The sequence below is a fragment of the Martelella endophytica genome, assembly GCF_000960975.1.
GTDB lineage: Bacteria > Pseudomonadota > Alphaproteobacteria > Rhizobiales > Rhizobiaceae > Martelella > Martelella endophytica.
On the sequence record NZ_CP010803.1, the window covers coordinates 729,895 to 756,193 of the forward strand.

Annotated in this window: 24 protein-coding genes; 4 read left to right on the plus strand and 20 right to left on the minus strand. The window is 63.9% G+C overall.

The features are described from left to right. Positions 1-37 precede the first annotated feature (37 nt). A complete protein-coding gene (locus tag TM49_RS03355; protein WP_045679531.1) occupies positions 38-391 on the plus strand; it encodes an L-rhamnose mutarotase in 354 nt (117 codons plus the stop codon). 46 nt (positions 392-437) lie between these two features. Here TM49_RS03355 and TM49_RS03360 read toward each other — a convergent pair whose 3' ends face one another. The 10 genes from TM49_RS03360 to TM49_RS03405 form a co-directional block, all read right to left on the minus strand. Continuing rightward, the gene (locus TM49_RS03360; RefSeq protein ID WP_045679532.1) at positions 438-1,679 is read right to left on the minus strand and encodes a metal-dependent hydrolase family protein; all 1,242 of its coding nucleotides are present in this window, start codon (positions 1,677-1,679) and stop codon (positions 438-440) included. A 9-nt stretch (positions 1,680-1,688) separates the two neighbouring features. Continuing rightward, positions 1,689-2,663, minus strand: a complete 975-nt coding sequence (locus tag TM49_RS03365; RefSeq protein ID WP_045679533.1) for an ABC transporter ATP-binding protein — start codon at positions 2,661-2,663, stop codon at positions 1,689-1,691. Beyond that, positions 2,653-3,639, minus strand: coding sequence for an ABC transporter ATP-binding protein (locus TM49_RS03370; protein WP_045679534.1), 987 nt, complete (start codon positions 3,637-3,639; stop codon positions 2,653-2,655). Before TM49_RS03370 ends, TM49_RS03365 begins: the two co-directional genes overlap by 11 nt. A gap of 110 nt (positions 3,640-3,749) precedes the next feature. Beyond that, entirely contained in the window at positions 3,750-4,694 is a 945-nt protein-coding gene (locus tag TM49_RS03375) for a succinylglutamate desuccinylase/aspartoacylase family protein (protein ID WP_045679535.1), read from the minus strand. 25 nt (positions 4,695-4,719) lie between these two features. Beyond that, positions 4,720-5,565 (minus strand): ABC transporter permease, encoded by an 846-nt coding sequence (locus TM49_RS03380; RefSeq protein WP_052700014.1) that lies wholly within the window; start codon positions 5,563-5,565, stop codon positions 4,720-4,722. A gap of 5 nt (positions 5,566-5,570) precedes the next feature. Then, positions 5,571-6,551, minus strand: coding sequence for an ABC transporter permease (locus tag TM49_RS03385; RefSeq protein ID WP_045679537.1), 981 nt, complete (start codon positions 6,549-6,551; stop codon positions 5,571-5,573). Positions 6,552-6,579: 28 nt separating this feature from the next. Beyond that, positions 6,580-7,752, minus strand: a complete 1,173-nt coding sequence (locus tag TM49_RS03390) for a M24 family metallopeptidase (protein ID WP_045679538.1) — start codon at positions 7,750-7,752, stop codon at positions 6,580-6,582. A 10-nt stretch (positions 7,753-7,762) separates the two neighbouring features. Then, positions 7,763-8,938, minus strand: coding sequence for a M24 family metallopeptidase (locus TM49_RS03395; RefSeq protein WP_045679539.1), 1,176 nt, complete (start codon positions 8,936-8,938; stop codon positions 7,763-7,765). A 184-nt stretch (positions 8,939-9,122) separates the two neighbouring features. Beyond that, entirely contained in the window at positions 9,123-10,661 is a 1,539-nt protein-coding gene (locus tag TM49_RS03400; protein ID WP_045679540.1) for an ABC transporter substrate-binding protein, read from the minus strand. 30 nt (positions 10,662-10,691) lie between these two features. Continuing rightward, entirely contained in the window at positions 10,692-11,717 is a 1,026-nt protein-coding gene (locus TM49_RS03405) for a GntR family transcriptional regulator (protein WP_045679541.1), read from the minus strand. Between the two features lie 217 nt (positions 11,718-11,934). On the opposite strand from TM49_RS03405, the gene TM49_RS03410 reads away from it, so the two are divergent. Further along, on the plus strand, positions 11,935-12,900 hold the full coding sequence (locus tag TM49_RS03410) for an aldo/keto reductase (RefSeq protein WP_045679542.1): 966 nt from the start codon (positions 11,935-11,937) through the stop codon (positions 12,898-12,900). A 15-nt stretch (positions 12,901-12,915) separates the two neighbouring features. After that, positions 12,916-14,088 (plus strand): hypothetical protein, encoded by a 1,173-nt coding sequence (locus tag TM49_RS03415; RefSeq protein ID WP_045679543.1) that lies wholly within the window; start codon positions 12,916-12,918, stop codon positions 14,086-14,088. A gap of 57 nt (positions 14,089-14,145) precedes the next feature. Here TM49_RS03415 and TM49_RS03420 read toward each other — a convergent pair whose 3' ends face one another. The 9 genes from TM49_RS03420 to TM49_RS03460 all read right to left on the minus strand — a co-directional run bounded on the left by TM49_RS03420 (position 14,146) and on the right by TM49_RS03460 (position 23,713). Further along, on the minus strand, positions 14,146-15,216 hold the full coding sequence (locus TM49_RS03420; protein ID WP_045679544.1) for an ABC transporter ATP-binding protein: 1,071 nt from the start codon (positions 15,214-15,216) through the stop codon (positions 14,146-14,148). Between the two features lie 4 nt (positions 15,217-15,220). Beyond that, a complete protein-coding gene (locus tag TM49_RS03425; RefSeq protein ID WP_045684694.1) occupies positions 15,221-16,441 on the minus strand; it encodes an AGE family epimerase/isomerase in 1,221 nt (406 codons plus the stop codon). 2 nt (positions 16,442-16,443) lie between these two features. Continuing rightward, the gene (locus tag TM49_RS03430; RefSeq protein ID WP_179945013.1) at positions 16,444-17,325 is read right to left on the minus strand and encodes a carbohydrate ABC transporter permease; all 882 of its coding nucleotides are present in this window, start codon (positions 17,323-17,325) and stop codon (positions 16,444-16,446) included. Beyond that, positions 17,322-18,209: a carbohydrate ABC transporter permease gene (locus tag TM49_RS03435; protein ID WP_045679545.1), complete on the minus strand. Its 888-nt coding sequence runs from the start codon at positions 18,207-18,209 to the stop codon at positions 17,322-17,324. Before TM49_RS03435 ends, TM49_RS03430 begins: the two co-directional genes overlap by 4 nt. A 133-nt stretch (positions 18,210-18,342) precedes the next feature. Further along, positions 18,343-19,638 carry an ABC transporter substrate-binding protein gene (locus TM49_RS03440; protein ID WP_045684698.1) on the minus strand — a complete coding sequence of 432 codons (1,296 nt, stop codon included), beginning with the start codon at positions 19,636-19,638 and terminating at the stop codon, positions 18,343-18,345. An 89-nt stretch (positions 19,639-19,727) separates the two neighbouring features. Continuing rightward, positions 19,728-21,002 carry a neutral/alkaline non-lysosomal ceramidase N-terminal domain-containing protein gene (locus TM49_RS03445; RefSeq protein ID WP_045679546.1) on the minus strand — a complete coding sequence of 425 codons (1,275 nt, stop codon included), beginning with the start codon at positions 21,000-21,002 and terminating at the stop codon, positions 19,728-19,730. After that, the gene (locus TM49_RS03450; protein WP_045679547.1) at positions 20,999-22,144 is read right to left on the minus strand and encodes an N-acetylglucosamine-6-phosphate deacetylase; all 1,146 of its coding nucleotides are present in this window, start codon (positions 22,142-22,144) and stop codon (positions 20,999-21,001) included. The genes TM49_RS03445 and TM49_RS03450 overlap by 4 nt, the downstream gene beginning before the upstream one ends. Further along, positions 22,141-22,920, minus strand: coding sequence for a sugar isomerase domain-containing protein (locus TM49_RS03455; protein ID WP_082074604.1), 780 nt, complete (start codon positions 22,918-22,920; stop codon positions 22,141-22,143). Before TM49_RS03455 ends, TM49_RS03450 begins: the two co-directional genes overlap by 4 nt. Beyond that, positions 22,913-23,713 carry a 6-phosphogluconolactonase gene (locus TM49_RS03460; protein ID WP_342021317.1) on the minus strand — a complete coding sequence of 267 codons (801 nt, stop codon included), beginning with the start codon at positions 23,711-23,713 and terminating at the stop codon, positions 22,913-22,915. The genes TM49_RS03455 and TM49_RS03460 overlap by 8 nt, the downstream gene beginning before the upstream one ends. A gap of 181 nt (positions 23,714-23,894) precedes the next feature. Here TM49_RS03460 and TM49_RS03465 point away from each other — a divergent pair, with 181 nt between their 5' ends. Further along, the gene (locus TM49_RS03465; RefSeq protein ID WP_045679548.1) at positions 23,895-24,890 is read left to right on the plus strand and encodes a LacI family DNA-binding transcriptional regulator; all 996 of its coding nucleotides are present in this window, start codon (positions 23,895-23,897) and stop codon (positions 24,888-24,890) included. Positions 24,891-25,039: 149 nt separating this feature from the next. Here TM49_RS03465 and TM49_RS03470 read toward each other — a convergent pair whose 3' ends face one another. Beyond that, positions 25,040-26,284, minus strand: coding sequence for a cysteine desulfurase-like protein (locus TM49_RS03470; RefSeq protein ID WP_045679549.1), 1,245 nt, complete (start codon positions 26,282-26,284; stop codon positions 25,040-25,042). Positions 26,285-26,299: the final 15 nt, after the last annotated feature.

Sequence of the window (26,299 nt, forward strand, 5' to 3'; positions counted from 1 at the left end):
GCTTGCCGGCGGGGCGTTATCTTTTCGGGAGGCAAGAATGAGTACTGTCCGCAAATGCTTCGCTGTCGATCTCCACGACGATCCGGCGCTCATCGAACGCTACAGGGAATTCCACAAGCCCGGCGGCCCGCCAAAGGCGGTCACCGAAGCCATCCGCGCGGACGACATCCGCGTCCTGGAAATCTACCTCGTCGGCAACCGCATGTTCATGATCATGGAACAGGGCGACGATTTCGATGCCACGGCCAAGGCCGAGCGCGATGCCGAAAACCCGGACGTCACCGCCTGGGACGACATGATGAAAACCACCTACCAGAAACGCCTTCCCTTCGCCCCTGAAGGCTCAACCTGGATCGAGATGGAACGGATCTATTCGCTCGACGAGCAGTGACCCTGCTCTGCCTCTCGGGCTGGCCCGGCAAGGCCCGCCGCATCCGTTACGTCGGCGTCAGCGTGTCCTTTGCCATCCTGCCGCCCATCATGATCACCGGCATATGCTCGCCGTCGCCGGCGAGCAGCGAAATATCCGAAAGCGGATCGCCGTCGATCACCAGCAGGTCGGCGGCGGCGCCTTCGGCGATCACGCCGATCTCGCCTGCCATCTGGCAAAGCTCGGCGCCGATGACGGTGGCCGAGCGGATGATTTCGGCGGGCGTCAGTACACGGGCCAGAATCTCAAATTCCATGCAATGATATTTGCGCAACTCGCCGAGAAGGTCCGAACCGAAGGCCATCTTGAGACCGGCATCGCGCATGATTTCGAGCGAGGCGAGGCCGCCCTGCCGCACCGTCTCGATCTTGGCGAATTCGGCGGCGCCAAGACCGAGCGCCTCGCCTTCAAGCGCCAGCGCCTCATAGGCGACAAGCGTAGGCACGGCGATGCAGCCCTTTTCCGCAGCCTTCCTCGCTGTTTCCGGTGCAATCAGATTGCAGTGCTCGAGCGAGTGGACGCCGAGCTCGACACAGCGCGCGATCGCCCTGTCGGTGTAGAGATGGGCCGAGACGTAAAGGCCGGCGTTTTCCGCCTCCTCGACCATGGCAGCGATCTCGTCGCGGGAATACTGGATCGAATGGATCGGGTCGTTCGGCGAAGAGACGCCACCATTCGCCATCACCTTGATGAACTTGGCGCCCTCCTTGATCATCGTCCGGCAGGCCTCGCGGACATTGTCGACGCCATCGACGATGAGCCCCATCGAGCCGACCCGTTCGGACAGAAGTCCGGGCCGGTTGTCGGCACTCTTCCTGAGGTCGGCATGGCCGCCGGTGACGGTCAGGCCCTTGCCGCAGACGATCAGCCGCGGCCCGTCGATCAGCCCGTCCTCCACCGCGCGGGCGAGGCCGGCATCGGCGCCGCCAAGGTCGCGCAGCGTGGTGAAACCGCGTCCGAGCGCCTCTTCCATGACCTTCGCGGCCCTGAGGGCAGCAAGCGAGGCGGGGGCCGTCATGTTGCCCCAGAGATCGAGCGACCAGGCACCGACATGAACGTGGCAATCGATCAGGCCCGGCATCAGCGTGCGGCCGGAGAGCGGAATTTCGACCGTGCCTTCCGGCGCCGCGATATCGGCACCGACCGCCCTGATCCGGCCGTCGGCAACCAGCACCGAAAGCCCGTCGAGAAGCGTTCCGGAATGCGGATCGAGCACGCGGCCGCCGGTGAAGAGTGTGGGTTGGGTCATGTGACGTCCTCAACGATGGTGGCAGGCGACGCGGTGATCGGCGTCGCCTCGTCGGGTGAGTGCCGGGTCGCTCGTGCGGCAGAGCTCGGTCGCCAGCGGACAGCGCTTGTGAAAGGCGCAGCCTGTCGGCCGGTTCGTGGCGCTCGGAATGTCGTCGCTCGAGGTCGAGAATGTGTGGCGCTTGCGCGGATCGAGCGATGGCGCCGAGCGCATCAAGAGCTCGGTATAGGGATGGAGCGCGCCGGAAAACAGCTGCTCCTTGGTGCCGATCTCGACAATCCGCCCGAGATACATCACCGCCACCCGGCTCGAAATGTGTTCGACGACACCGAGGTCGTGCGACACGGAAAGGTAGGACACGCCGAGATCGCGCTGCAGGTCCATCAGGAGATTGAGGATCTGCGCCTGCACCGAGACGTCAAGCGCCGAGACCGGCTCGTCGCAGACAATCACGTCCGGGTTCAGCGCCAGAGCGCGGGCAATGCCGATCCGCTGGCGCTGCCCGCCGGAAAACTGGTGCGGGTAGTTGTCGGCCTGGTCGGGGCGAAGGCCGACGCGCTGCATCAGCTCGGCAACCCGTGCCTCCCGCTCCGCCGGTGTCCCGACCTTGTGGACATCGAGCGGCGCACGGATGATGTCCTTCACCTTGTGGCGCGGATTGAGCGAGGAGAAGGGATCCTGGAAGACGATCTGCATGCGCCGGCGATACTGTTTGACAGCACCCCTGCTAAAACCTTCGATCTCGCGACCTTCGAAGCGAACGCGCCCGCCGGTCGGCTGCACGAGACCCATCAGCGCAAGGCCGGTGGTCGACTTGCCACAGCCGCTCTCGCCGACGAGGCTGAGGGTTTCGCCGCGTGACAGGGTGAAGGAAACGCCGTCGACCGCCTTCACGGCGCCGACCTGGCGCTTGAACACACCGGCGCGGATCGGGAAATGCACTTCGAGGTCCTGGACCTCCAGCAGCGGGACTTCAGTCGGCATCGTCATGCTCCCAGCAGGCGGCCCAGTGGCCGGGGGCCTTTTCCTCGAATGGCGGACGCTCGTTGAGACAGCGCGCGGAGGCGTTCGGGCAGCGCGGTGCGAAGGCACAGCCCTGCGGCAGGTCGAAGAGCGGCGGCACGGTGCCCGGAATGTCGGTCAGCCGACCGTCGGCGTGTTCCACCGCCCGCGGCATCGCACCCAGCAATCCGCGCGTATAGGGGTGAAGCGGCCGGTCGAAGAGGTCGTAGACGCTCGCCTCCTCGACCTTGCGCCCGGCATACATGACGATCACCTTGTCGGCGACCTCGGCAACCACGCCGAGATCATGGGTGATGAGGATTTGCGCCGTGCCCAGTCGTTTCTGCAATTCTGAAATCAGCCCGAGGATCTGCGCCTGAATGGTAACGTCGAGCGCCGTGGTCGGCTCGTCGGCGATGATGATTTTCGGGTCGCAGGCGACCGCGAGTGCGATCATCGCACGCTGGCGCATACCGCCGGAAAGCTCGTGGGGATACTGTTTCGCCCGGCGTTCCGGGTCCGGCATCTGCACCAGTTTCAGCACCTCGACGGCGCGCCGGAAGGCTGCACGCTTGCCGACGCCGCGATGCTGGCGCACCGCCTCGATGATCTGCTCGCCGACGGTGAGCACCGGGTTCAGCGCGGTCAGCGGTTCCTGGAAGATCATCGCGATCTTCTCGCCGCGCCAGTCTTCCACGGTGCGGCGCGACAGCTTCAGGAAATCGGTTCCGTCGATCTCGATCGTGCCGGAGGAAACCCTTGCCGCCTCCGGCAGAAGCTGCATCAGCGACAGAGCCGTCATCGACTTGCCGCAGCCGCTCTCGCCGACGATGCAGAGCGTCTCGCCGGGAGCGACCGTGAGGTTCATTTCGGAGACAACGGGAAAGCTGCCGCGATCCGAGCGGATCTCGATGTTGAGGTCTTTGACGCTGATGGCCGGCGCTGTCACGGCTTCCATGTGTTTCGTCTCCGTTGGTTCATTTTGCCGGTCGCCCGTCGGGGGAAACGGGCGACCGGCAGTGGCGATTTCCGGACGTTGGGAATTGATCCGGGGACCGCTACACCTTGTCAGTCTGTGGCACCTTCGAGATTGCCGACCATGAAGCCGTAATCGCCGGCCTCGACCAGGTTGCGGGTCAGATGCTGCATGATCATGATGCCGTTCTCGTAGGGGCTCTTGATCTCTTCCAGCACCTCGAAGGTGAACGGGCTGACGACGCGGCCAAGCAGGTCGCCGCCCTTGATGAATTCGCCATTGGCCGGGCAAAGCGGCTCCAGCCAGCCGCCATGCGTCGGGCGAATGCCCGTGAGTTCGGTGACGACCGTCTGCTTTGGTGGGGCAACCGGCTCGCCCTCGATGGCGCCGAGCGTCTTCAGCATGTTGATGAGGCCGTCGACGGTGCGCTTGATGTAGGGACGCTGATCGACGATGCCGCCGCCAAGCTCGATGACGGCGACCGGAATGTTGCGCTCCTGCACGGTAACGGTCGTCGTTGTGCCGCCGAAGACAGTGCCGCTCTTGCCGTGTGTCGGGCGATAGAGCACCTTCGAGCCGAAGGCGCGCGAAAGGTCGTCATTGTTCCAGATGTAGACGTAATCGACGGTGGGGCGGTCCGTGCCCGAATGCAGGTCGATGTGGACATCGATCTTGCGCAGGAACTCGTTGGCGAAGCAGTAGGCGAGCTGCTGGCTGTAGGTGCCCGTCGGCGTACCGGGGAACTGGCGGTTGAGGTCGTTTTCGTCGTTCGGCGCATAGCGATGGTTGACCGCCATGGCATAAGGATTGACGACCGGCACCAGCACGATGCGGCCCTTGAGCTTCACGTCCTTAAGGATCCGGTAGAGTTCGAGGATCGCCTGCGAGCCGGTATTCTCGTTGCCGTGGATGGCGGCGGAGATGCCGATGGTCGGGCCATCCTCCTCGCCGAGAAGCTCGTGCATCAGGATCGAGGCTTCGTTGCCATTGGCGTGGGTGGAAAACACCTTGCGGATCGGGGTGATGGATTTGACCATGCTGTTGCAGTCCTTTTCCTAGTCTTTATTTCGTCTTGCCGCCGCCGCGGGAAAGCTGGCGCGGATCGAGGATGTCTCTCAGCCCGTCGCCGAGCAGGTTGAAGCCAAGCACCGAGATCATGATCGTCGCGCCGGCGATGATCGAAAGCCACGGTTCGTCGCGGATGAAACGGGTGCCATAGGCAAGCGTCCAGCCCCATGTCGGCGTCGGCGGCGGCAGGCCGAAGCCGAGGAAGCTCAGCGCCGATTCCGAGATGATGGCCGTGCCGACGCCAAGCGAGGCGAGCACGATGATCGGCCCCCACGTATTGGGCAGCAATTCGCGGAAGATGATCCGGGCGGGACTGGCGCCGACGGCCTTTGCCGCCTGCACATAGTTCTGTTCGCGCAGCACCAGCGTCGCGGCGCGCACGACGCGGGCATATTCGGTCCAGTTCACCACGATGATCGCAAAGGCGATATTGAGGATGCCGGGGCCCATGACGGCAACGATGGCGAGTGCCAGGATCAGCGGCGGGAAGCCGAGAAACACATCGGTGATGCGCATCAGCACATTGTCGACCCAGCCGCCGAAATAACCCGACACGAGGCCGACGATGGTGCCGACGACGGCGGCGACGGTGACTGAGATTAGCGCGATCGTCATCGACACCCGCGCGCCATAGACGAGACGCGACCAGAGATCGCGGCCGAAGTTGTCTGTGCCGAGGATATGGCCGGAGGACGGCCAGGCGAAGCGGTGCATCATGTCCATCTGCGTCACCTCATGGGTGGCGAGGAAGGGCGCGAAGATTGCCGCGAGCACGATCGAAAGCGAGATCAGGCCGCCGGCGACGAGCGAGGAATTGCGGAGCGGTTTCGGTACCTGCATTGCCATCACCCGAGCCTGATGCGCGGATCGACCGCGGCATAGAGAAGATCGACGATCAGGTTCACAAACGCGAACAGCAGCGCGAAGGTGAGCACAATGCCCTGGATCAGCGGCAGGTCGCGCTGCGAGATCGCCGTGATGGTGAGCTGGCCGAGGCCGGGCCAGGCGAAGATGCTTTCCGTCAGCACCGCCCCGCCAAGGAGCGCCCCGAACCTCAGACCGATGATCGACAATACCGGCAGCAGCGCATTGCGGAGCGCATGGCGGACGACCACGCGCGGCCTTCTGAGGCCCTTGGCATAGGCGGTGCGGACGAAATCCTCGCGCATCACCTCCAGCATCGAGGCGCGAACCAGCCGCGAGATCACGGCGGCGGAATTGGCGGCCAGCGCCAGCGCCGGCAGCGCGATGTGCTTCAGAGAATCCGAAAGCGGCGTCAGATTGCCGGTGAAGGCATCGCCCAGCGAGGGCACGATGCCCTCTCCGCGCCCGACGGCCGGCAGCCAGCCGAGCTGGACGGCAAAGGCGAGCATCAGCAGGAGACCGAGCCAGTAGACCGGCATCGACACGCCGAGCTGGGCGAACAGCATGGCGAAGCTGTCGATCCACGAGCCCTGCCGCATCGCCGCCAGCACGCCAAGCGTCATGCCGATGGCGACGGCGATGATCAGCGAGACGATGGCAAGCTCCAGCGTCGCGGGCAGTCGGTCGGCGATGATTTTCGACACCGGCTCGTTCTGGAAGATCGACATGCCCATGTCGCCGCGAAGAAGATGGGCGAAATAGGAAAGCAGACGCTGATACCAGGGCAGGTCGAGGCCGAGGGCGGAGCGCAGGCTGGCAATACCCTCGGGGCTCGCATCCTGGCCGAGCAGCACGGCGGCAGGATCACCGGGGATCAGCAGCAACAGGCAGAAGGTCACGATCACGGTACCGACCGCCATCGGGATCAGGAGCAGGAGGCGTCGGATCACATAGGCTGGCATGGCTGCCTCCGCTTGGCCGGGATAAGGATCATGACAGCACGATCTCCTCGAAACGGCGGGGGGAATTGGTCAGGGGCTCCGGTCCGTGTTCGGTCACCAGAACCGTATCGGCAAGCCGGAAGCCGCCGACCTCGGGAACGTAGAGCGCGGGTTCGCTGGAGCAGATCATTCCGGCGACAAGCACGGTCTGATCGCCGGCCTCGACCCAGGGCGGCTCATGAAAGGCGACTCCCATGCCGTGGCCGACGCGGTGCTTCAGATAGGGCGTCATGCCCGCCTCGCGGATGAAACTCAGCGCCGCGATGTCGGCGGAAGCGCAGGTTCTGCCGGCGACGAGGCCGGCCGTACCGATCGCCTGCGCCTCGCTGGCAATACGGTAATAGGACTCGTGCTCGATGCTCGGCTCTCCGAGAATGAAGGTTCGCTCGCTCTCGGCGGCGCGCCCGCCGACCCGACAGCCGAGCGACAGAATGAAGCTCTCGCCGGGCGTGATCCGCCGGCTTGAAATGATGCCGTGCGGGTAGGCCGAATTGGGCCCGCCATAGACGAGGCCGCCGGCGAGCGTATTGACGTTCATGATCTCGTCGTGCTCGCTTTCCATGATGTCGAGCGCACTCCGGACCACATGGGCCTCAAGCGTGATTTCACTCGGCAGCGGCTTGCCGGCGCGGAAGAGATCGGTGACCAGATCGACGCCGGCCGTGACCATGGCGTCGGAAATCCGCGCAGCCTCCCGGTGAAGCGCGATCTCTTCGGGATATTTCACCTGGCGCATGCCCGAGACGATGTCGCTCGCCACAACACGGTTGTCCGGAAAGAGCGCGGCAAGCTCGCCGGCGCGGGCGACCGACAGACCGTGGGAATGGGCCACGTCGCCGGACACTCGGCCGAGCGAACGGGCAAGCAAGGAGAAAGCCCGCTCCACGCCCGGAAACTCGAAATAGACCAGCGTTTCTGCGGCAACGGCCTGACGTGCCGCATGCTCGCGCTCCAGCTCCGGCAGCAGCAGGATCGTGTCGCTGGCCGTCAGCGCCAGCGCCACCGGCCGCTCGTTCGGGCGGAAGGAGAAGCCGGTCGTGTAAAGCACGTCATCGGCGGCATCAAGGATAAGGAGACCGATGCCGCGCTCGGCCATCCTGGCGCGGATATCGCGGTGCAATCGCTCGTAGAAGGATGTCGGCAGACGTTGTGAAAAACCCATGTCTCCGACCTCAGGCGATGATCACGTCGGCGAGCGCGCGCGGATAGTGGGTCATGCTGTCCGGGCCATCCGCAGTCACCAGCACCGTGTCGGCGATGCGGTAGCCGGCGAAGCCGGGCACGAAGATGGCCGGTTCCGACGAGGTGATCATGCCCGGCTCGAGGATCGTCTCGTCGCCGGCTTCCACCCATGGCGGCTCGTGGAACATGATGCCCATGCCATGGCCGACGCGGTGCAGCAGATACTCGTTCATGCCGGACTCGCGAATGTAGGCGAGCGCCCGGTTGTCGGCGGAGGCACAGGTATGACCGGCAACAAGCCCGGCGGTGCCAAGGCGCTGCGCCTCGAAGGCGACGGCATAGTGTTCCTGCTGCGTCTTCGTCGGCTCGCCAATGAACAGCGTCCGCTCGCTTTCGGCAGCACGGCCGCCGACGCGACAGCCGAGCGACAGGATGATGCTTTCGCCGCGCTTCACCGGATTGCCTGTCGGCATGCCGTGCGGAAAGGCGGAGCGCGCGCCGGAATAGACGAGCCCGCTGGCAAGCCCCTGCACCAGCATCACGCCTTCGTGCTCCTCATGCATGATCTTCATCGCATGGCGGGAGACATAGGATTCGATCTCGATCTCGCTCGGAAGGACGCCGCCCGATGCCATGGCATCGGCGATCAGCGCCACGCCGGCCTTCACCATTTCGTCGGAGATCCGCGATGCCTCGCGGTGAAGCGCGATTTCTTCCGGATATTTGCGCAGGCGCATCTTCTGGACGATGTCGGTCGGGATATGGCGCGAAGCGTTCGGAAAGGCGCGCTCGATCGGCCCAATGCGGGCAAGCGAGATACCCGCCGAATAGGCGACCGAGCCCGTCACATTCGACAAGGTCCGGCCGAGGACGTCAGACCAGGTGTCGACGCCGGGAAACTCGAAGTAGATGATCGGCTCGGCGGCAATGTTCTGGTGGGCAGCGTGCGCCTCTTCCAGCTTGGGAATCAGCAGAAAGGCGCGATCCCGCGTGATCGCAAACACCACCGGACGCTCGGTCGTATAGTGCGAAAAGCCGGTCGTGTAGATGACGTCGTCATTGGAATCGAGCAGCAGCAGATCAATGCCGGCCGCATCCATTCCGGCGCGGATATCGGCATGCACCCTTGCGTAAAAATCCGGTCCGAGAACCTGTCTGAAAGCCATTATGTCGTGTCCGTAAGATGTTTTCGGAGCTAAAGACTTGCTCCATCAATCTCTCCCATTGAGGGGGGAGATGTCCTTTCATCGGCGTCCGTCTCACTCTCCGGCGTCACCCTCGGGACAAGCCAGAGGATGACGCCCGTGAAGAGGAAGAGCTTTCCGATCACTGCCTATACGGGTCCGCCCTTTACTGCCCGAGCCCGATCAGGCCGCGGAAGGTGCCGCGCGGGTTGGCGACGACATCGAAGGGAATGTCCTTCGAATAGAACAGCTGATAGCCCTGATCGGAGATAATGTAGTAGGGCAGTTCCTCGGCGAGGATCGCCGCCGCCTTCTGGTAGGCTTCGGTGCGCTTCGCCTGATCCAGGCTCGAGCGGCCCTGCTTCAGGAGGTCGTCGACTTCCGGGTTCGAGTAGCCGCCCCAGTTGGTCGAGCCGCCGGTGGTGAGCTGCGCAAAGAGCAGGCGGTCCGGATCGGTGATGTTGAGCCAGCCCAGCAGCGCGATCTGGTGCTCGCCCTTCTGCACGTAATTGGTGGAGAAGGTCGGCCAGTCGGCAATCTTGACCTCGGCGTTCACTCCGGCCTGCTGCATCATCGCCTGGATGAATTCGACCGACTGGATGCGGTTCGGGTCCTCGCTGTGGGTCGAGAGCGTGACGGTCAGCGGCTGTCCGTCCTTGTCGAGGATGCCGTCGCCGTTGCTGTCGCTCCAGCCGAGTGCGTTGAACTTGGCAATCGCGCCTTCGACATCGAAGCTCGGCTGCTTGACGTCCGCGGTATAGGCCCAGGAGGTCGGCATCAGGACCGAGGTCGCGACCTCGTCGACGCCCTGGTAGATCTGGTTCACGATCGTGTCCTGGTCGACCAGCATGGCGAAGGCCTGGCGCATTTCCGGATCGGACAGCAGCGGGTCGGAGACATTGAAGTTCAGGTAGGTGACGCCAAGGCCCGGCATGATGGCATCGCCGAAGCGGTCGTCGGCTTCGAGCCGCTTGATGTCCTGCGGCGATAGCGGCGCCTGGATCGCGTCGAGGTCACCGGCTTCGAGCGCCTGGGCGCGCGAGGTGTTGTCGGCGATGATCTGGATCTTCGCATCCTCGACCTTCGGAGCTGTACCCCAGTAATTTTCATTGACGGAAAGCTCGATGTCGCTGCCGCGGTTCCAGGCTTCAAGCGTCATCGGGCCGGCGCCGAGCGGATCGGTGGCGAGATCGCGGCCGCCCTCGACGGCAGCCTTGGAGACGATGCCCATGTCGAGATAGGACAGCAGCGGCGCATAGGGGGACGAGAGCGTGAACTTCACCGTCTGGGGATCGACGGCCTCGACCTTTTCGATGGGGGTGTAGAGCGTGCGCTGCGGAGCGTTGAAATCGGGATCGAGGATAGTCTCGAAGGTGAAGACCACGTCATCGGCGGTCAGCGGCGAGCCGTCGGAGAACTTCAGGTCCGGACGCAGCTTGAAGACGATGGTGGTCGGGTCCGGGCTTTCCCAGCTTTCGGCCAGCTCCGGCTTCGGCTCGAGCGAGGACGAAAGATCGACGAGGCCGGAATAGATGAGGTTCGCGGTACGCTGGGCCGTGGTGTCGCGGGTCAGCCGCGGATCGAGCGTGCCGGCGTCGACATCCGTGCCGATGACGACGGTTTCCATCTCTGCGGCGAAGCCGGAATGGGCGGCGCCGAGCGCCAGGATGGCGGCAAGGGATGCGGAAAGAAGAAGCGGTTTCATGATTTATTCCCTCTGGTTGGTTTGACGCTGCTATCCTGCGACCTTCTTTGGCGGGTTTCTGGGATCAGCGGTTTCGGATTGGGCGCGCTGGCGGCGAAGCAGAGCAAGCTGCGGCGTCAGCGCGCTTTCGATATGCCCCGGGTCCGGCGCGTGGCGGTACTCGAAACAGGGGATGCCGGGCGCGGCGAGCTCGGCGACCTCATCGGCACCCGAGGCGAAGATCACCGCATCACAGCGCGACAGCGTCTCCCTCAGATCGGGCGCGGAAGACCAGGTGACGGTGATGTCGGACACATGCGGCGCAAACTCACGCACGCTCGGGCGCATGATCGCGATATATTCCTTGAAGTGGGTAACGGCGGCAACGCGCGTGCGCGGGTCGAGGCCTGCGAGGTTCTGACGGGTCATCTGCGACGGGATGAAGTGAAGGCCGAGCACATTGCCGGCCGGCACCAGCGTCCTCACCTCTGCCTCGCGATGGCGGAAGGTCAGGACGAGATCGGCATCCGCACAGCGCTTGCGCCATTCGGCCGATTTCGCCAGCGTGTCGAGCGGCACCAGCCGAATGTGATCACCCTGTAAGAACATCGGCCGCAACTCCTCGACATAGTCGCGCCCCGGCCCTTCGAAGATGCAGACGAAGACGATATCGAGCGCGGCATCGTGGCGCGGCAGGCGCGCCTGCGCATTGATCATCGAGACGAGCGACATGGTGGAGAGCCCACGGGCCTCGGCCTTGTCGATCAGCCGGGCAATATCGTCGCGCAACTCGTCGATCGGCAGGGCCGCGCGGTTCTTCTGGTGAGCGCCCAGCACGGAATAGGCACCGAGCCCCGGACGCATCTCGACCAGGCCGGCATCGCGAAGCTTCTTGTAGACCTCGGCGACCGTCATCGGCGCGATGCCGAGATCGCCGGCGAGATGGCGGACGGAGGGAAGCTTGGTGCCATGAGGAATGTCACCGAAGGCCAGCGCGTAGCTCATCAGCCCGTGCAGCTGGGTGCCGACCGGAACGGGAAGCGACTTGTCGATGGCTGTGGCGTCGATCGGAAACATGTGTTCTTTCCATCTAGTACACCACTAGCGTAGCAAGCATTTTGAAATTGGCAAGAGCGTCTGCCTATTTTTTGAATACAGTTTGCATACGGTTGTTTTTTGTGCATTTATTGTCGTCAAGACGGCTCAAAAGAGCGAATTTTGCCCATTGAGGCCGGCATGCCGCTGGTATCGCCGAGCTGATCTTCAGGGCACATTGCAGTAGAATGGTGTATTAATGGATTATGTCTCCCTTGGAAAAACCGGCCTCAAGATCTCGCGATTGGGACTTGGATGCATGACATTCGGCTCACCCGGATGGGCGCCGTGGGTGCTGGACGAGGCGGGATCGCGGCCGATCGTCGAAAAGTCGCTCGATCTCGGCATCAACTTCTTCGACACGGCCGACATGTATTCCCGCGGCGAGAGCGAGACCGTCATCGGCAGCCTTCTCAAGGACTTGCCGCGCCACAAGCTGGTCATCGCCAGCAAGCTCTACAATCCGATGAGCGACGATCCGAACGATCGAGGCCTGTCGCGCAAGCATGTGTTCGAGGCGGTCGACGGCAGCCTCAAGCGTCTCGGCACGGACTATCTCGACCTGTGGCAACTTCACCGCTTCGACTACGACACCCCGCTTGAAGAGACGCTCGATGCGCTGAACGACGTGGTGCGCTCCGGCAAGGTCCGTTACCTCGGCGCGTCATCGATGTTTGCCTGGCAGTTCATGAAGGCCCTCGGCCTGCAGCGCGCCCATGGCTGGGCGCCGTTCGTCTCGATGCAGCCGCACTACAACCTGATCTATCGCGAGGAAGAGCGCGAAATGCTGCCGCTCTGCCGCTCCGAGGGCATCGGCGTCATTCCGTGGAGCCCGCTCGCCCGCGGCAGGCTCGCCGGTCGCGGCGAGACAACGCGCTCCAGAAGCGATGCGACAGCCGGCGCCCTCTATGACCGCGCCGCCGAAACCGAGACCCGGATCGTCGAAGCGGTGCGCACCGTCGCCGAACGCCATGGCCGGCCGATGGCGCAGATCGCCTATGCCTGGGTTGCGACCCGGCCCGGCATCACCGCGCCGCTGGTCGGCATTTCCAAGCTTCACCAGTTCGATGATGCGGTTGCCGCGCTCGAGGTCGAACTGACCGATGAGGACGTCGCACTGATGGAAGCGCCCTATCAGACCCGGCCGGTCGCCGGGCACGTGTGACACGGGAGATTGACGATGGAACCGGGAAAAGACCTTGCCGAAATTACCGCCGGTCTCGACCGGCTCTATCGGTCGCGCACCAGCGCCGATGGTTTCCTGAACGCCGAGGGCCTGATCCCGGTCGCGGTCGCGCCGGTCGAGGCACGCGCGTTCGACAGCTATGACGCCGTGCGCGCGGCACTTGCCGCGCTCGACGAGCGGGTCGCCGATGCCGACATCGCGCCGCTGAGGCGGGATTACATCCTCGAGATGACAGACTCTCTCTGCGCCCTGATGGACACCTTCGAGGGCCGCCCGATCAGCTTTGCCGACCGGCTTTCCAGGCAGATCCGCATCGCACCCGGCCCTGTCGACGAGGCAATCCTCGATGAATACCGGGTCGTCATGCGCGATGCCCTGGATGAGCTTGGCTATCGCAGCGGCGACCTTGCGGCCGACACGGCTCGCTGGGAGGCCGAGAGACAGGTTCCGCCCGAGCAGGTGATCGAAAGGCTTGCCGACCTCACCCGCGAGGCCCGTGAACGGACGGCGCGTTTCATGTATGACCTTTCCGCGGAGTGGATCGAGCCCGTCGGCGTCACCGACAAGCCGTTTTCGGCCTATTGCGATTATCCCGGCCGCAAGGTGCTGCTCAATCTCGATTTCCCCTACACCATCTACGACCTGAAACACCTTGCCGCCCACGAGGCATTTCCCGGCCATCTCGTCCACCTCGGCCTGCGCGAGATCTACGTTCGCGACGGCGCGATGCCGCTCGACGGTGCGCAGGTGGTGACCTCGTCCGCCTCCAGTGCACTATTTGAAGGCATTGCCGACAATGGCATGGCATTCATCGGCTGGACGGACACGCCGGACGACCAGATGGCGGTCAACCTTCAGCGGCTCAGAAGCGCGCTCCGCTGCAATGCCGCGTGGATGCGCCATGCCGAGGGCCGCACGATGGAAGAAATCGTTCCGGTTATTGCCGCGGCGAGCTTCCAGTCCGAGGAGACCGTCGGCGGCCGCCTCGCCTTTCTGAACCACGCGCTGCGCGCCCCCTTCGTCTATGCCTACTGGGCCGGCGAGCGCGCTGTCGACGCCGTCTGGCAGACCGTCGCGCCGGACGAGCGCGCGCGGTTCTGGGCATCCCTCTACGGCCAGATGCACACGCCCGCAACGATCGCACGCTTCAGGGAGACGCACGGCTGATCAACCTCGCACGTCCCGGCTCCGGGGGACGGCCATCTCGGCCATCCGGCAAAAGGATCAGCGGATGACGGCCTCGGTCGTCGCGTCGAAGAGATGCGCATCGCCGGTGGCATAGCGCAGGCGCAGCGTATCACCGGGCGAGACCCGCACGCGCTCGCGCAGCTGCACGGAGATCTCCTGCTTGCCAAGCCTGCCCTTGATGAAGGTCTCGGAGCCGGTCGGTTCGACGGCGGCCACCGACATTTCGATGCCGTCGGTCTCGCTTTCGGCGAGGAACAGCTTTTCCGGGCGAACGCCGTAACGTACCGCAAGGCCGGCAGCTGGCTTGACGCCTTCGGGCAGTGGCAGCGCGATGCCATCGGCGGTCACCACCGTCGTGCCGTCTGCGCTAACCGTCCCATCGAAGAAATTCATCGCCGGAGAGCCGATGAAGCTCGCGACGAAGACATTGGCCGGATAGTCGTAGATATCGAGCGGCGTGCCGACCTGCTCGATCACCCCGTCGCGCATCACCACGATCTGGTCGGCCATGGTCATCGCCTCGATCTGGTCGTGGGTGACGTAGACCGTGGTGGTGCGGAACCGCGTATGGATGTCCTTCAATTCGGCGCGCATCTGCACGCGGAGCTTGGCATCAAGGTTGGAGAGCGGCTCGTCGAACAGATAGACCTTCGGATCGCGCACGATGGCGCGGCCCATGGCGACGCGCTGGCGCTGGCCGCCGGAAAGCTGCTTGGGATAGCGCTTGAGATAATCCGTCAGGCCGAGAATACGAGCGGCATCGGCGACACGCGTCTCGATCTCCGCTTTAGGCCGCTTGGCGAGCTTCAGCGAGAAGCCCATGTTCTCGGCGATCGTCATGTGCGGATAGAGCGCGTAGTTCTGGAACACCATGGCGATATCGCGGTTCTTCGGCTCGACATCGTTGATGACCTTGCCGCCGATGCGGATCACGCCGCCGGAAATGTCTTCCAGCCCGGCGATCATCCGCAGAAGCGTGGACTTGCCGCAGCCCGACGGGCCAACCAGCACGACGAAGGCACCCTCCGGCACTTCGACGGAAACCCCCTTGATGGTTTCGACATCACCATAGACCTTGCGGACGTTCTGGATAGCAACGGAAGTCATGGTTTCATCCTGCGTGGGCAAAAGTTGAGGTTCCGGCGCGCCCGGCAACGCCGATGGCGGCAAGCAGGCTCAGTCCGGTGTGATAATTGGGATCGAGGTCCGGCGTGGCGGGCACGAAATCCACCGGTCCGTCCACATCCATCGTCTGATAGGCAATCGGCGGGGTGCCGCGCCAGTAATGCGCGATGAAGGCATCATGCGCCTTTTCCCAGACGGCGCGGGTGCGGGCATTGCCCGTGCGCTCGTAAAGCAGGGCCGCGGCGCGGATTGCCTCCGGCAGCGACCACCACGGGCAAAGCGGATTGATCGCCTGCCCGGTTGTCAGCGAGATGGAGAGCGCGAGGCCCGACCCGACAAAGCCCTTTTCGAACGACGACAGAAGGATCGTCTCGAGCGTCTTCAGAAGGTCGGGGGCAATGTCCTTGCCGATCAGATAATCGAGCGCGAAGCCGACGAACTCGATGCCATGGCCGACATTGCAGGCATCCTCGCCCGGCACATTGCGCAACAGTCCGGCGACAGGATCGAAATGGCGTGACAGGACATGGCCGATGAACCGGTCGGCGTAGGAAAGATGCGTCCCATGGCCGAGGCGACCCAGCATTCCCGCGGCGCCTAGCAGGATCATGCGCGGACCGAAATCATCGGCCTGATCGGCGAGGCTTTCTAAGGAGAGCGGGCGCTTCTCGTCCATCTGGAAACGACCTTCCTCGATGGCGGCAATTACCCGGTCAAAGGCTGCAAGCGCGTCCCCGATGTCAGCCGGCGCGTAACGGCTTTTCGCCGCGATCAGGCCCTTGGCGGCAAAGGCATCTGAATAGGTGAAGATATCCGCCGGGCGCTGCTGCTGCTGAAGATCGGCGCCGCGTACCGGCACCATATCGGCGTCGTAGCAGAAATAGATGTGGCCATCGGCCTGACGCAAATCATCGAGCGCAGCCATCAGCGGCCGGGCGGCGGCATCGAGCTTTGCGCCGAGCGGCGGCAGTTCGGTTTCGAACCAGGCGGCATGGGTCGCCAGCGCCTCGAGCCCGCGGCCCTGGATCCAGCCATAGGTAAAGGCCGGACCGCGCAAACCATCGGCGTCACCATAATCGGCAAGCGTGATCGGGTTCATCTTGGTATCGATGAAACCCGGACCGATGGCGGGCCGCGCCAGCATCCAGTAGGCGGTGTGCGCGTTCATTGCCGAATAAAGCGTCGCCGCGCGCTGAAGAAAATCCATCGTCATTCCTTCATCCCGGTGCTCGCCACCCCCTGCACGAAATTGCGACGCAGGATCATGAAGGTGATCACGGAGGGGATCAGCACCGTCGCCGAGGCGGCGGAAAGCTTGCCGAGATCGACGGTATAGCCCGTCTGGAACAGTGCCAGCCCGACCTCAATCGTATAGCTCGACCGGGTCGTCGCGACGATCATCGGCCAGGCAAAGGCCGTCCACGCCTGGAAGAAGGCGAGCACGCCGAGCGCCCCGAGTGCGCCTCTGAGCAGCGGAAAGACGATATGCACGAAGATCCAGAATTCGCTCGCGCCATCAAGCCTTGCAGCCTCCAGAAGCTCGTCGGGAATGGAGTGAATGACGTTCTGGCGGATCAGGAAGATACCGAAGCTCATCACCAGATAGCCGATCAGCAGCCCCCAGACCGAATTCAGCAGACCGAGGCTTTTGACCTGGAAATAGAGCGGGATCATGTAGACCTCGAACGGCACGATGGCGGTTGCGAGGAACAGCGCGAAGATGATGTTGAGGCTGCGATAGTGAAACTTGGCGAAGATGTAGCCGGCAATCGACGATGTGGCGATGATCGCGATCGACGACATCACCGCGAACATGACGCTGTTGAGGATCCAGCGCAGGAGCGGCGTTTCGCCGAGCACGGCCCTGAAATTCTCAAGCGTCGGATCGTGCGGCACGATGGTCGGCGGCCAGGCGAGCATTTCGGCCGGCGTCTTGAACGCGTTGGCGATGAGGAATACCAGCGGCAGCAGCATGGCGATCGAAAACAGCGTCAGGAATATGTCGATCGCTATGTTGACGGCGCGCTTCTTGGCTCTGAGCCGCCGCCCGGAGGCGATTTCCGCTTCTGTGAGTTCGGCGAAATCGGTCATGCCTTGCCCTTCTCCCGCAACAGGGTGAACTGGATGAGCGTCAGCACCAGCACGATGACCAGCAGCACGACAGCTTCGGAGGCGGCGTAGCCGACACGATAGTTGCGGAAGCTGTTTTCCAGCATGTCGAGCACCAGCACGCGCACCTGCCGACCGGGCGCGCCCTGGCTGTCGGAGGCGAGCACGAAGGGCTGGGCATAGACATTGAAGCCGGAGACCAGCGTGACCACCGAGACATAGAGCGTGATCGGCTTCAGCATCGGGATCGACAGATGCCAGAACGATGTCGGCCCCGAGGCCCCGTCGAGCTTCGCCGCCTCATAAAGCGAGACCGGCAGGTTCTTGAAGCCGACGAGATAGATCAGCACCGCATAGCCGAGCGCCTGCCAGGAACACAGGACGATGACGCAGATCACCGACAGCACCGGATCGAACAGCCACGCCTGCGGCTCGATGCCGAAGACCGAGAGGAACGCATTGAGCGGGCCAAGACGGGCGTCGAAGATCCATTTCCACGCCATCGCCGCCGGCACCAGCGAGACGATGTGCGGAATGAACACCGACGTCTCGTAAAAGCCCGACATCCGCGTGCGGGTGCGATGGAAGATCAGCGCGGCGATCACCATGGCGAGCGGGATCGTGATCGCCAGCACACCGAAGGCGATGATCGTCGTGTTCATCAGCGCCGAGAGGAACAGGTGGTCGCCCATCAGCTCCCGGAAATTTTCGAGACCGATGAAGGGCTTGTTCTTCGACAGGATGTTCCAGCGGTGAACGCTGAGCCTGAGGATATCGACGATCGGATACATCCGCACATATGCGAAGATCGCCAGTGTCGGCAGAAGTGCAAGGATCGCGAAAATCCATCGCTTGCGTTTGAGCATGGTGCAAGGCCTATCATGAGAGATCCGGCCGGCGGCAAACCCTGCGACTGCCGGCACGCGCCCGCCGGGCGGGCAATCGTCTCCGGAACCCTGCGGCCCCGGAGACGGCTTTTATATGTGAAACCGAACCGGCTTACTTGGCAAGCAGGCCTTCGCGGTCGAGGATCTTCTCGACTTCGTCATTGGTCTTGGCAAGGACCGCATCGATGGCTTCATCATTGCCGGCAAGCGACGGATCGCCAAAGGCGACGGTGAGCTGGGCCGCAACACGCGTCAGGATTTCCTCGATCGGGCCGATGGAGGGCAGCGTGAAGAACTTGTAGCCCTCTGGATAGTCAACGAAGGCCGCGAAGGCGGGCTGTTCGCCGGTGACCGAAGAGTAGTCGATGCCCGAACGGTTCGGCAGCCAGCCGACATTCTTCAGCAGCCAGACGAGATTTTCCGGATCGTTGGTCGCCTTGGCGAAAGCCCAGCCAAGATCCTGATCGTCGCCCGAAACGTAGAGGTTGGTCGGCAGCGCGATCGAGCCGACCGGCAGCGGGGCGGTGGCATATTTCAGATCCGGCGCCTTGGCGGCGATATCGCCGATAACCCAGGATTCGCGGATGAACATCGCCGTCTGGCCGCGCTCGAAGGCATCGGCGTCGGCCGGCATTTCCGGCGTCACGGTCTTGTTGACGTAGATGTTGTCGAGATACTGGGCGAGCGCCTTGCGGCCGGCTTCATTGGCGAAATCGGTCTTCCACATGCCATCATCGGTCTCGACCAGCAGCGAACCGCCGAACTGGAACAGGTTGATCCAGAATTTCTCGGCAATGCCCTGGCCACCGCCGGAAAGGCGCATGCTCCAGCCAGAGACGACCGGCTTCCCATCGGCATCCCGCTCGGTCAGCTTGTCGGCATAGGTGGTGAAGTCCTCCATGGTCTTCGGCGGCTCGGTGATACCGGCAGCTTCGAACATCTCTGTGTTGTAGAACAGCGCACCCTGGCCGCGGAACAGCGGCATGCCGTAGACCGTACCGTCATAGCTCGCCGTATCAGAGAAGAACGAACCGAAGTTGGCAGGGTCCTTGACGAAGTCGGCGATCGCATCGGGCGCTGCCGGCAACAGGTCGTTTTCCAGATAGCGGGTGGCGGTCGAGCCGGCGAGCTCGATTACCGTCGTGCCCTCGCCGCCCGAGGTGAGGCCGAGCGCCACGCGCTTTTCGTGTTCGCGCAGCGCGATGGCTTCGATATCGACTTCGAGGTCCGGATATTCGGCCTTCATGCCCTCGGCAACGTGCTCGTAGAACGGCGCCATTTCCGGATAGCCGCTCCAGATTGTCAGCGTTTCCGCCGAGGCGGCGTTGCTGAACATCAGCGCGCCGGTGGCAACGCCAAGGCCGAGAAGGCGAACGGAATTCGCATGCTTGGATGATGTGTATTTCATGGTCGGGTTCCCCATTTTGATCTTATCAAACACGTTCTCATGCAACCGGTTGCGTGTCAAGCGACACCAAACCGCACTCCCCCGCCGCGTCAGGCGCTGCGGGAATTCTCACGCGCCGCCGCGACGAGATCCGCGGCGCAGCGCGCCAGCAGCTCGGCCGATCCCGGCGCAAAACTCATGGATTGGCTATAGTAGCGATGAGCCTCGTCAACCTCATAGCCGCCATAGGCATACTCGCTTGCGGGCGGGATATAGCCCGGATTGTCATCTGCGAAGCCGATGACGAAAGCACTTTCACCGACACCCGGCAGGGCGCGGAGCAGGAGCGCCGTTTCAGTGAAGATTTCGCCGGGAAGCGCAATCAGCAGAACACCGCCCCAGTCGAGCACCGTCACCCGCTCGGCAAGCGGGTTCGGGATGTTTTGTGCAACCGTTTGCGCCCAAACTGTCCAGTAGTCGAGCAGGCTGGCGCGTGCCGGGTCCGCCGCTTCGCGCTCCCGCGCCCAGTCTGCAGCAAGCTCGGCGACCGGCGCAACCTCCCGCCGTTCGAAACCGAGCGTAACGCCGGCAGAGGCCGCCGAGATTTCACCATCAACGGCGCGCTCTGCAGACGCCAGCACGCAGGCCGCGATCGACCTGCCGATCCGCTCGGCAGCGGCGAAACTGCGCGCATCGTTATGGGCGAGTGATATCGACGCGGAGGCCGAGTGCCCCGTGTTCACGTCTCCGACGCAGCCGGTCAGAAACAGCGCAACCGCGCCGGGCTCCGCCTCTTCCAGTGCCTGGCGCACGAAATGCGGATAGTCGGCCGTCCAGTGCAGATTGTCAGCGCCGAGCACCACCGGATGGCAGGCATAGGATATCAGCAAGGCGATGGTCCGGCCGTCATCGGCGCCACGCACCCGCAACAGCGGCAAGGCGCGGTCAACCGGGCCACCCGGATGACGGCGGTTGCGGCCGACGTCGGGATCGGCGCCATTGGCGATTTCCAGCAGCGCCGGGCGGCGGGACGAACAGGCACAATCGAGCGCCGCGACGCAAGCGTCCTCCAGCCGTTCCAGAAAGGCCGGATCGGCGGCAATGCTGAGCCTGCCGGCCATAGAGGACGGCCCGCCATGGGTATGAAGCGCGGCGACGACGATATTATCATCCGGAAGGAAAGATCGTGCGCGAATGCGGGCAGACATGGCCGCATCAATGCCGATCACGTCGGCAACAACGACGGCGGTATCGGCGATCACCAGCGCCCGCACCGTCAGACGGTCATGGACATCTTCGGCCGGCCTGCGGCGGGCGGCAAAGCCCGACATGGCAAGCCCTGGCGGCGGCGTGATGTCAAAGACTGCAGCACCGGCCTCGATCATCGGCAAAACACTTTCCGCCCGGAAACCCAGGTCTCGCGGATATCGAGCGCGTCGTCGCCCTGCTTCCAGAAAAAGCGGATGACATCGGCACGAGCGCCCACTTCAAGCGTGCCCCGCCCGCCGACGATTCGACCGGGATTGTTCGTCGCAAGCGGCAGGATGTCGGAGAGCGGCAGGCCGGTCATGGTAATGGCACGGGCAATGTCGGTTGCAAGCGCATGGCCGGCGCCAGCCAGATAGGGCGTTCCGGCAAGGCCGATGCGGCCATCCTCCGAAACGGCGACATCGCCACCGACCGGCTGGTGATAGGTGCCGGCGGGCATGCCGGCAAGCGCCACCGTATCGGACACCAGAAAGGCGCGATCCAGCCCCTTGGCGCGCAACATCGCCTTCAGCGTATCGGCCGGCAGATGGTGACCATCGGCGATCAGGCCGGCGGAAAGGCGGTCATCGGCGAGCTGCGCCCAGATGAAGTTCGGATGCCGCGGCAGGAGCCCGGCAGCGCCATTGCCGAGATGGGTCGAAAGTGTCGCCCCGGCGTCAGCCGCCGCGTGGATTTCTTCCGCTGTCGCGGCGGTATGGCCGATGGCGACGCGGATGCCGCGTGCAACGAGGGTGGAAATATAGGCAAGCGCGCCTTCATGCTCTGGCGCCAGCGTAACCATGGAAACGAGCCCGCCGCAGGCGGCCTGCCAACGCTCGAATTCGTCCAGCGAGGGCGGGCGGACATAGGCCAGAGGATGGGCGCCGCGCGGCCCGTCTACGGTTGAAATCGAAGGACCTTCGACATGGACGCCCGGCACCATGTCGGCCACCAGCCGCTCGGCCTCGCGTGCCGCGGCAATTGCCGCAAGCGCGGCCGTGATCGCAGCCTCCGAAGCCGTGATGATCGTCGGCAGCCAGGTGGTGACGCCAACGGCGGCCAGCGCCTGACAGAGTTTCAGCATCAGTTCTGGCGCCACCGCACCGGCATTGATGTCTAGACCGGCATAGCCGTTGACCTGAAGGTCGATGAGCCCGGCGGCCAGATAGGTATCCGGCGCGCCTGTCGCTTCGCCGATGGCGGCAATGCGTCCGTCGCGGATTTCGAGGGAGAGCGGTCGGCCCGTCAGGGCGTCGATGCCTTCGATGGCCGAATTCAAAGCGCCCTCACCCGATCGCGGAATGCACCGATGAAACGGCTGTTGGCCTCGTCGCCACCCGGCGCATTGCCGGAGCGCCAGACCGGCGGCTCGATGCCGCGCTCGACAAGTTTGGCGACCGTGCGGATCACCAGATTGTTGAGCGTGAAGGCATTGGCGAAGGTGGAGATAGCGGCGATGTTCTCGCCCATGCCCGGCAGGCTGACAACGGCGTCGCCGATCGGCACCTTGCTGTCGATGGCGATATCGACGATGTCGTGCAGGTTCTGTTTGGTGGGATGACGGGCGGGATGCTCCGGCGCTGTGTTTGCGGCATGCTCGCGGGAGGAAACGCCGATCACGAACGTGCCGCGACGCCGGGCCTCGAGTGCCGCATCGATGAGCGCGGCGTTGATGCCATAGGCATTGACGAGGATGAGCAGATCGGTTTCGCCGAGCCCGCGATCGGCAATCACGATCCTGCCGTAGCCCGGTAGCCGCTCGATCGCCATCGAGCGCAGCGCGCCGTTGGAAAGCAGCGTGCCCTCATCGAGGATCGCGCTCATATGCATCAGCCCGCCGGCACGAAAGAACACTTCCTGCGCGGCCAGATTGGAATGGCCGCCGGGCCCGAAGATATGGATCAGCCGGTCCGCGGCCACCTGATCGGCAAGTTTGGCGGCGGCCGCGTCAAGCGCCTCGCGCTCCTCGCTCATCACCCGCGTCATCAGCGTGTGAACGGAGGCGAGATAGTCTTCGCAGATCAGGTCGGCATCAATCCGGGGCGTGTCAGGCATCGGGGTCGGAGTCCCTGTCGAGGTATAGGGTGCAGGCGGAATGGGTGCGCAGAATGCTCGCCGGGCAGGCCGTTTCCACCGGGCCATGGAGCGTTGCGCGCACGGCCTCGCGCTTGGCCGAGCCCGGCACCAGGCAGAACAGCCGGTCGGCGCGCATCAGCCGCGGCACTGTCAGCGTCAGCGCTTTCTGCGGCACCGAATCGAAATCCGGAAAGCAGCCGTCATTGACCTGCTGCATGCGGCAGACATCGTCAAGCACCACGGGCTTGACGTCGACCGGATCGTCGAAATCGGCAACCGGCGGGTCGTTGAAGGCGATATGCCCGTTTTCGCCGATGCCCAGCACGACGAAATCGATCGGCGCCTCGGCCATCTTTTCCGCGTAACGCGCCGCAGCGCCCTCCGGATCATCGCCCGGATCGAGGCGATGGACCGCGGCGAACGGCACTCGGGAAAAGAGATGGGTATCGAGCCAGTTGGCGAAGCCCGACGGATGGTCGGCAGCAAGGCCGATATAGTCGTCCATATGGAAGGCGGTCACCCGCGACCAGTCGATCCCCGGCGCGGCCACGAGTTCGGCCAGAGCCTCGGCCTGGCTGGGCGCCGCGGCGAAAATCATCCGCACCGCGCCGCGATTGGCAATCCGCGCGCTGAGCGCAGCGGCGATATCCGCCGCCGCCGCCGCCGCCATGCTGGCGCGGTCCTCGAAGCTCTTGATCAGAAGCGTTCCGGTCTGGCGCAGCGACAAAGGCTCAAGGCCGGATTTTCTCTGGGGGCGTTCTGCGATCGTCAAGTCGGTCTCCACAACGGCAAGCAGCCTCTTGGATGGCGCTTTAAAGCCGGTTCAGGCATCAATCTTGTTGGCAACATTCCATGCAACCGGTTGCATGTCAAGCAAGCGAGTAGCCGAAACCCTTGCAAATATTCTACAAGGACAGTTCAGGGATCGTTCACCGCCAGAAAGCCGCACCGCCATGATCAAGCGCGACAAGGGTGTCACCATCAGCCAGGTTGCCGCTGAAGCCGGCGTGGCGCGCTCCAGCGTGTCGCGCGCCTTCCGCCATCCCGACATGCTTCTGCCGGAAACCGTCGAACGCATCATGAAGGCGGCCGAAGCGCTCGGCTATGTGCCGAACCATACGGCCCGGGCGCTTTCCACCGGCCGGCACGGCAATATCGCACTGGTGGTGCCGGATATCGCCAACCCGTTCTTTCCGCCGCTGATCGCCGCAACCCAGCTTGAGGCGGACCGTTCCGATTTCTGCGTCTTTCTCGGCAACACGGAAGAAAAGCCGGCACAGGAAGACAAGCTGCTCGGCCGCTTTGCCGGCCAGGTCGAAGGCCTGGTGCTCGCCTCGCCGCGGCTTTCCGACGAGCGCATCCGCGCCCACGCCGCGCAAAGGCCGCTGGTGCTGATCAACCGCGACATCAAGGGCATCCCGCGCGTGCTCATCGATTCCGGCTCCGGCGTGCAGCAGGCGGCGGAACATCTGGCCGCGCTTGGCCACCGCAAGATCGTTTATGTCAACGGCCCGCATACATCCTGGTCGAACCGCGAGCGGCGTGCAGCGCTCAGAAGCGCTGCACGCAAGCTCGGCCTCGAAATCGTGGCGCTGCCGCCGATCGTGCCGACCTACCAGTCCGGGCACCGCACCGTCGACGCCATTCTCGAGACCGGTGCGAGTGCCGCGATCGCCTTTGACGACATCACCGCCCAGGGCATCCTGGCGGGGCTTGCCGAATATAATGTCGCGGTGCCTGGACGGTTCAGCCTGATCGGCTGCGACGACGTGCTCGGCGCGGTCACCTATCCGGCGCTCACCTCGGTCTCGAACCGATCGGCAGAAGCCGGGCGCCTCGCCGTCACCTTGCTGATGGAAGCCCTGCAATCCGGCTCGATCCGCGAGGCGCGTTACGTTCTCGAAACCCACCTCGTCATCCGCAACACCACCGGCCCTGCCCCGAACTGACGACCGCTTTGCGCGTTGTCAGCCAATAGGCCTGCTCGCGCAGCGGCAAGAGGCCCGCTGCAGCCGATGGCAGCAGATCCGCGCGGTCTGCGGACGTCGGCCGGGTCGGATCGATGGCCGTCAACTCAACAGCCCGGCCGCCCGCGGGTTCATGCCACGGCGAGGATTTCGTCCAGCGCCGCGGTCAGGCGGTCGATCTCGGCGGTGGTGTTGTAATGCACCATCGAGACGCGCAGCATTCCGCCGTTGTCGGTCAGATCGAGATACTCCGCCAGCCGCCGCGAATGAAAGTCGCCGTGGCGGATGGCAATGTTGTGCCTGTCGACGGCGCGGCAGATTGCATCGGCATCGCGGCCATCGAAGCGAAAGGCGATGGTCGGTACGCGCACGCTGCCGCTTGCCGTCGAGGCCCCGATGATCCGGCAGTCATTGCGGGCGCGCAGATATGAGAGCAGGCGCTCCGAAAGCGCTTCCTCCTGCGCGGTGATCGCGGCATAGGCGGCCTCGATCCTGGCGCGCACCGAACCGCTCTCACCCGCCTTTTCGCCAAGCGCCGCCAGATAATCGACGATGCCGCAGGTGGCATAGGCGAGTTCGTAGTTCGGATTGCCCGGCTCCAGCTTGCCCGGAATTTTATCCTTGCCGTAGAAGTAGTGATAGAGCGTGTCGAGTTCGGCCAGAAGGTCGTACTTCCCATACATCAGCGCATAATGCGGCCCGAAGACCTTGTAGAGGCTGAATACATAGAAGTCGGCATCGAAGGCCTGGACGTCGACGGCGCGGTGGGGCGCATAGGCAACCGCATCGACACAGATCAGCGCGCCGCGCGCGTGGACGAAGTCGGCGATGGCACGGACATCGTTGATCGAACCCAGGATATTGGAGACATGGGTGACGCAGACGAGCCGGGTGCGGTCGCTCATCAGCGGCGCGAGATCCTCCGTCCTAAGGCTCATCGTTTCCCGGTCGAGCGGCCAGAACTTGACGATGACGCCGATGTCCTTCAGCCGGTCCCACGGGCCGATGTTGGATTCATGGTCGCTCACCGTAACGACGATCTCGTCGCCGGGCCGGAACTGGCTCTGCATGGCCCGCGCCAGGTTCTGCAGGAGAACCGTGGTCGACGGCCCGAAGACGATCTCCTCCGGCCGCGCCGCATTGACGAGATGCATGGCGGCCGTGCGGGCCTCGGCGAGAGCGGCGGCGGCAGACTGCGAGACTGCATAGGAGCCGCCGATCTGGACGTTCTTCTCGAACAGGAAGCCGTTGATGCGCTCGACGGAGCCCTTCAGGATCTGCGATCCGCCGGCATTGTCGAAAAATGCCCAGTCCTGCTTGAGGCCAGGAAACTGGCTGCGCACGAAGTCGATGTCGAGAGAAGGCGATCCGGTCACGGGTGTTACCTCTTT

Excerpts from the sequence above, each read along its gene's own strand:
- TM49_RS03355 (WP_045679531.1), top strand. The coding sequence starts at position 38 with ATGAGTACTGTCCGCAAATGCTTCGCTGTCGATCTCCACGACGATCCG.
- TM49_RS03360 (WP_045679532.1), bottom strand. The coding sequence starts at position 1,679 with ATGACCCAACCCACACTCTTCACCGGCGGCCGCGTGCTCGATCCGCAT.
- TM49_RS03365 (WP_045679533.1), bottom strand. The coding sequence starts at position 2,663 with ATGCCGACTGAAGTCCCGCTGCTGGAGGTCCAGGACCTCGAAGTGCAT.
- TM49_RS03370 (WP_045679534.1), bottom strand. The coding sequence starts at position 3,639 with ATGGAAGCCGTGACAGCGCCGGCCATCAGCGTCAAAGACCTCAACATC.
- TM49_RS03375 (WP_045679535.1), bottom strand. The coding sequence starts at position 4,694 with ATGGTCAAATCCATCACCCCGATCCGCAAGGTGTTTTCCACCCACGCC.
- TM49_RS03380 (WP_052700014.1), bottom strand. The coding sequence starts at position 5,565 with ATGCAGGTACCGAAACCGCTCCGCAATTCCTCGCTCGTCGCCGGCGGC.
- TM49_RS03385 (WP_045679537.1), bottom strand. The coding sequence starts at position 6,551 with ATGCCAGCCTATGTGATCCGACGCCTCCTGCTCCTGATCCCGATGGCG.
- TM49_RS03390 (WP_045679538.1), bottom strand. The coding sequence starts at position 7,752 with ATGGGTTTTTCACAACGTCTGCCGACATCCTTCTACGAGCGATTGCAC.
- TM49_RS03395 (WP_045679539.1), bottom strand. The coding sequence starts at position 8,938 with ATGGCTTTCAGACAGGTTCTCGGACCGGATTTTTACGCAAGGGTGCAT.
- TM49_RS03400 (WP_045679540.1), bottom strand. The coding sequence starts at position 10,661 with ATGAAACCGCTTCTTCTTTCCGCATCCCTTGCCGCCATCCTGGCGCTC.
- TM49_RS03405 (WP_045679541.1), bottom strand. The coding sequence starts at position 11,717 with ATGTTTCCGATCGACGCCACAGCCATCGACAAGTCGCTTCCCGTTCCG.
- TM49_RS03410 (WP_045679542.1), top strand. The coding sequence starts at position 11,935 with ATGGATTATGTCTCCCTTGGAAAAACCGGCCTCAAGATCTCGCGATTG.
- TM49_RS03415 (WP_045679543.1), top strand. The coding sequence starts at position 12,916 with ATGGAACCGGGAAAAGACCTTGCCGAAATTACCGCCGGTCTCGACCGG.
- TM49_RS03420 (WP_045679544.1), bottom strand. The coding sequence starts at position 15,216 with ATGACTTCCGTTGCTATCCAGAACGTCCGCAAGGTCTATGGTGATGTC.
- TM49_RS03425 (WP_045684694.1), bottom strand. The coding sequence starts at position 16,441 with ATGGATTTTCTTCAGCGCGCGGCGACGCTTTATTCGGCAATGAACGCG.
- TM49_RS03430 (WP_179945013.1), bottom strand. The coding sequence starts at position 17,325 with ATGACCGATTTCGCCGAACTCACAGAAGCGGAAATCGCCTCCGGGCGG.
- TM49_RS03435 (WP_045679545.1), bottom strand. The coding sequence starts at position 18,209 with ATGCTCAAACGCAAGCGATGGATTTTCGCGATCCTTGCACTTCTGCCG.
- TM49_RS03440 (WP_045684698.1), bottom strand. The coding sequence starts at position 19,638 with ATGAAATACACATCATCCAAGCATGCGAATTCCGTTCGCCTTCTCGGC.
- TM49_RS03445 (WP_045679546.1), bottom strand. The coding sequence starts at position 21,002 with ATGATCGAGGCCGGTGCTGCAGTCTTTGACATCACGCCGCCGCCAGGG.
- TM49_RS03455 (WP_082074604.1), bottom strand. The coding sequence starts at position 22,920 with ATGCCTGACACGCCCCGGATTGATGCCGACCTGATCTGCGAAGACTAT.
- TM49_RS03465 (WP_045679548.1), top strand. The coding sequence starts at position 23,895 with ATGATCAAGCGCGACAAGGGTGTCACCATCAGCCAGGTTGCCGCTGAA.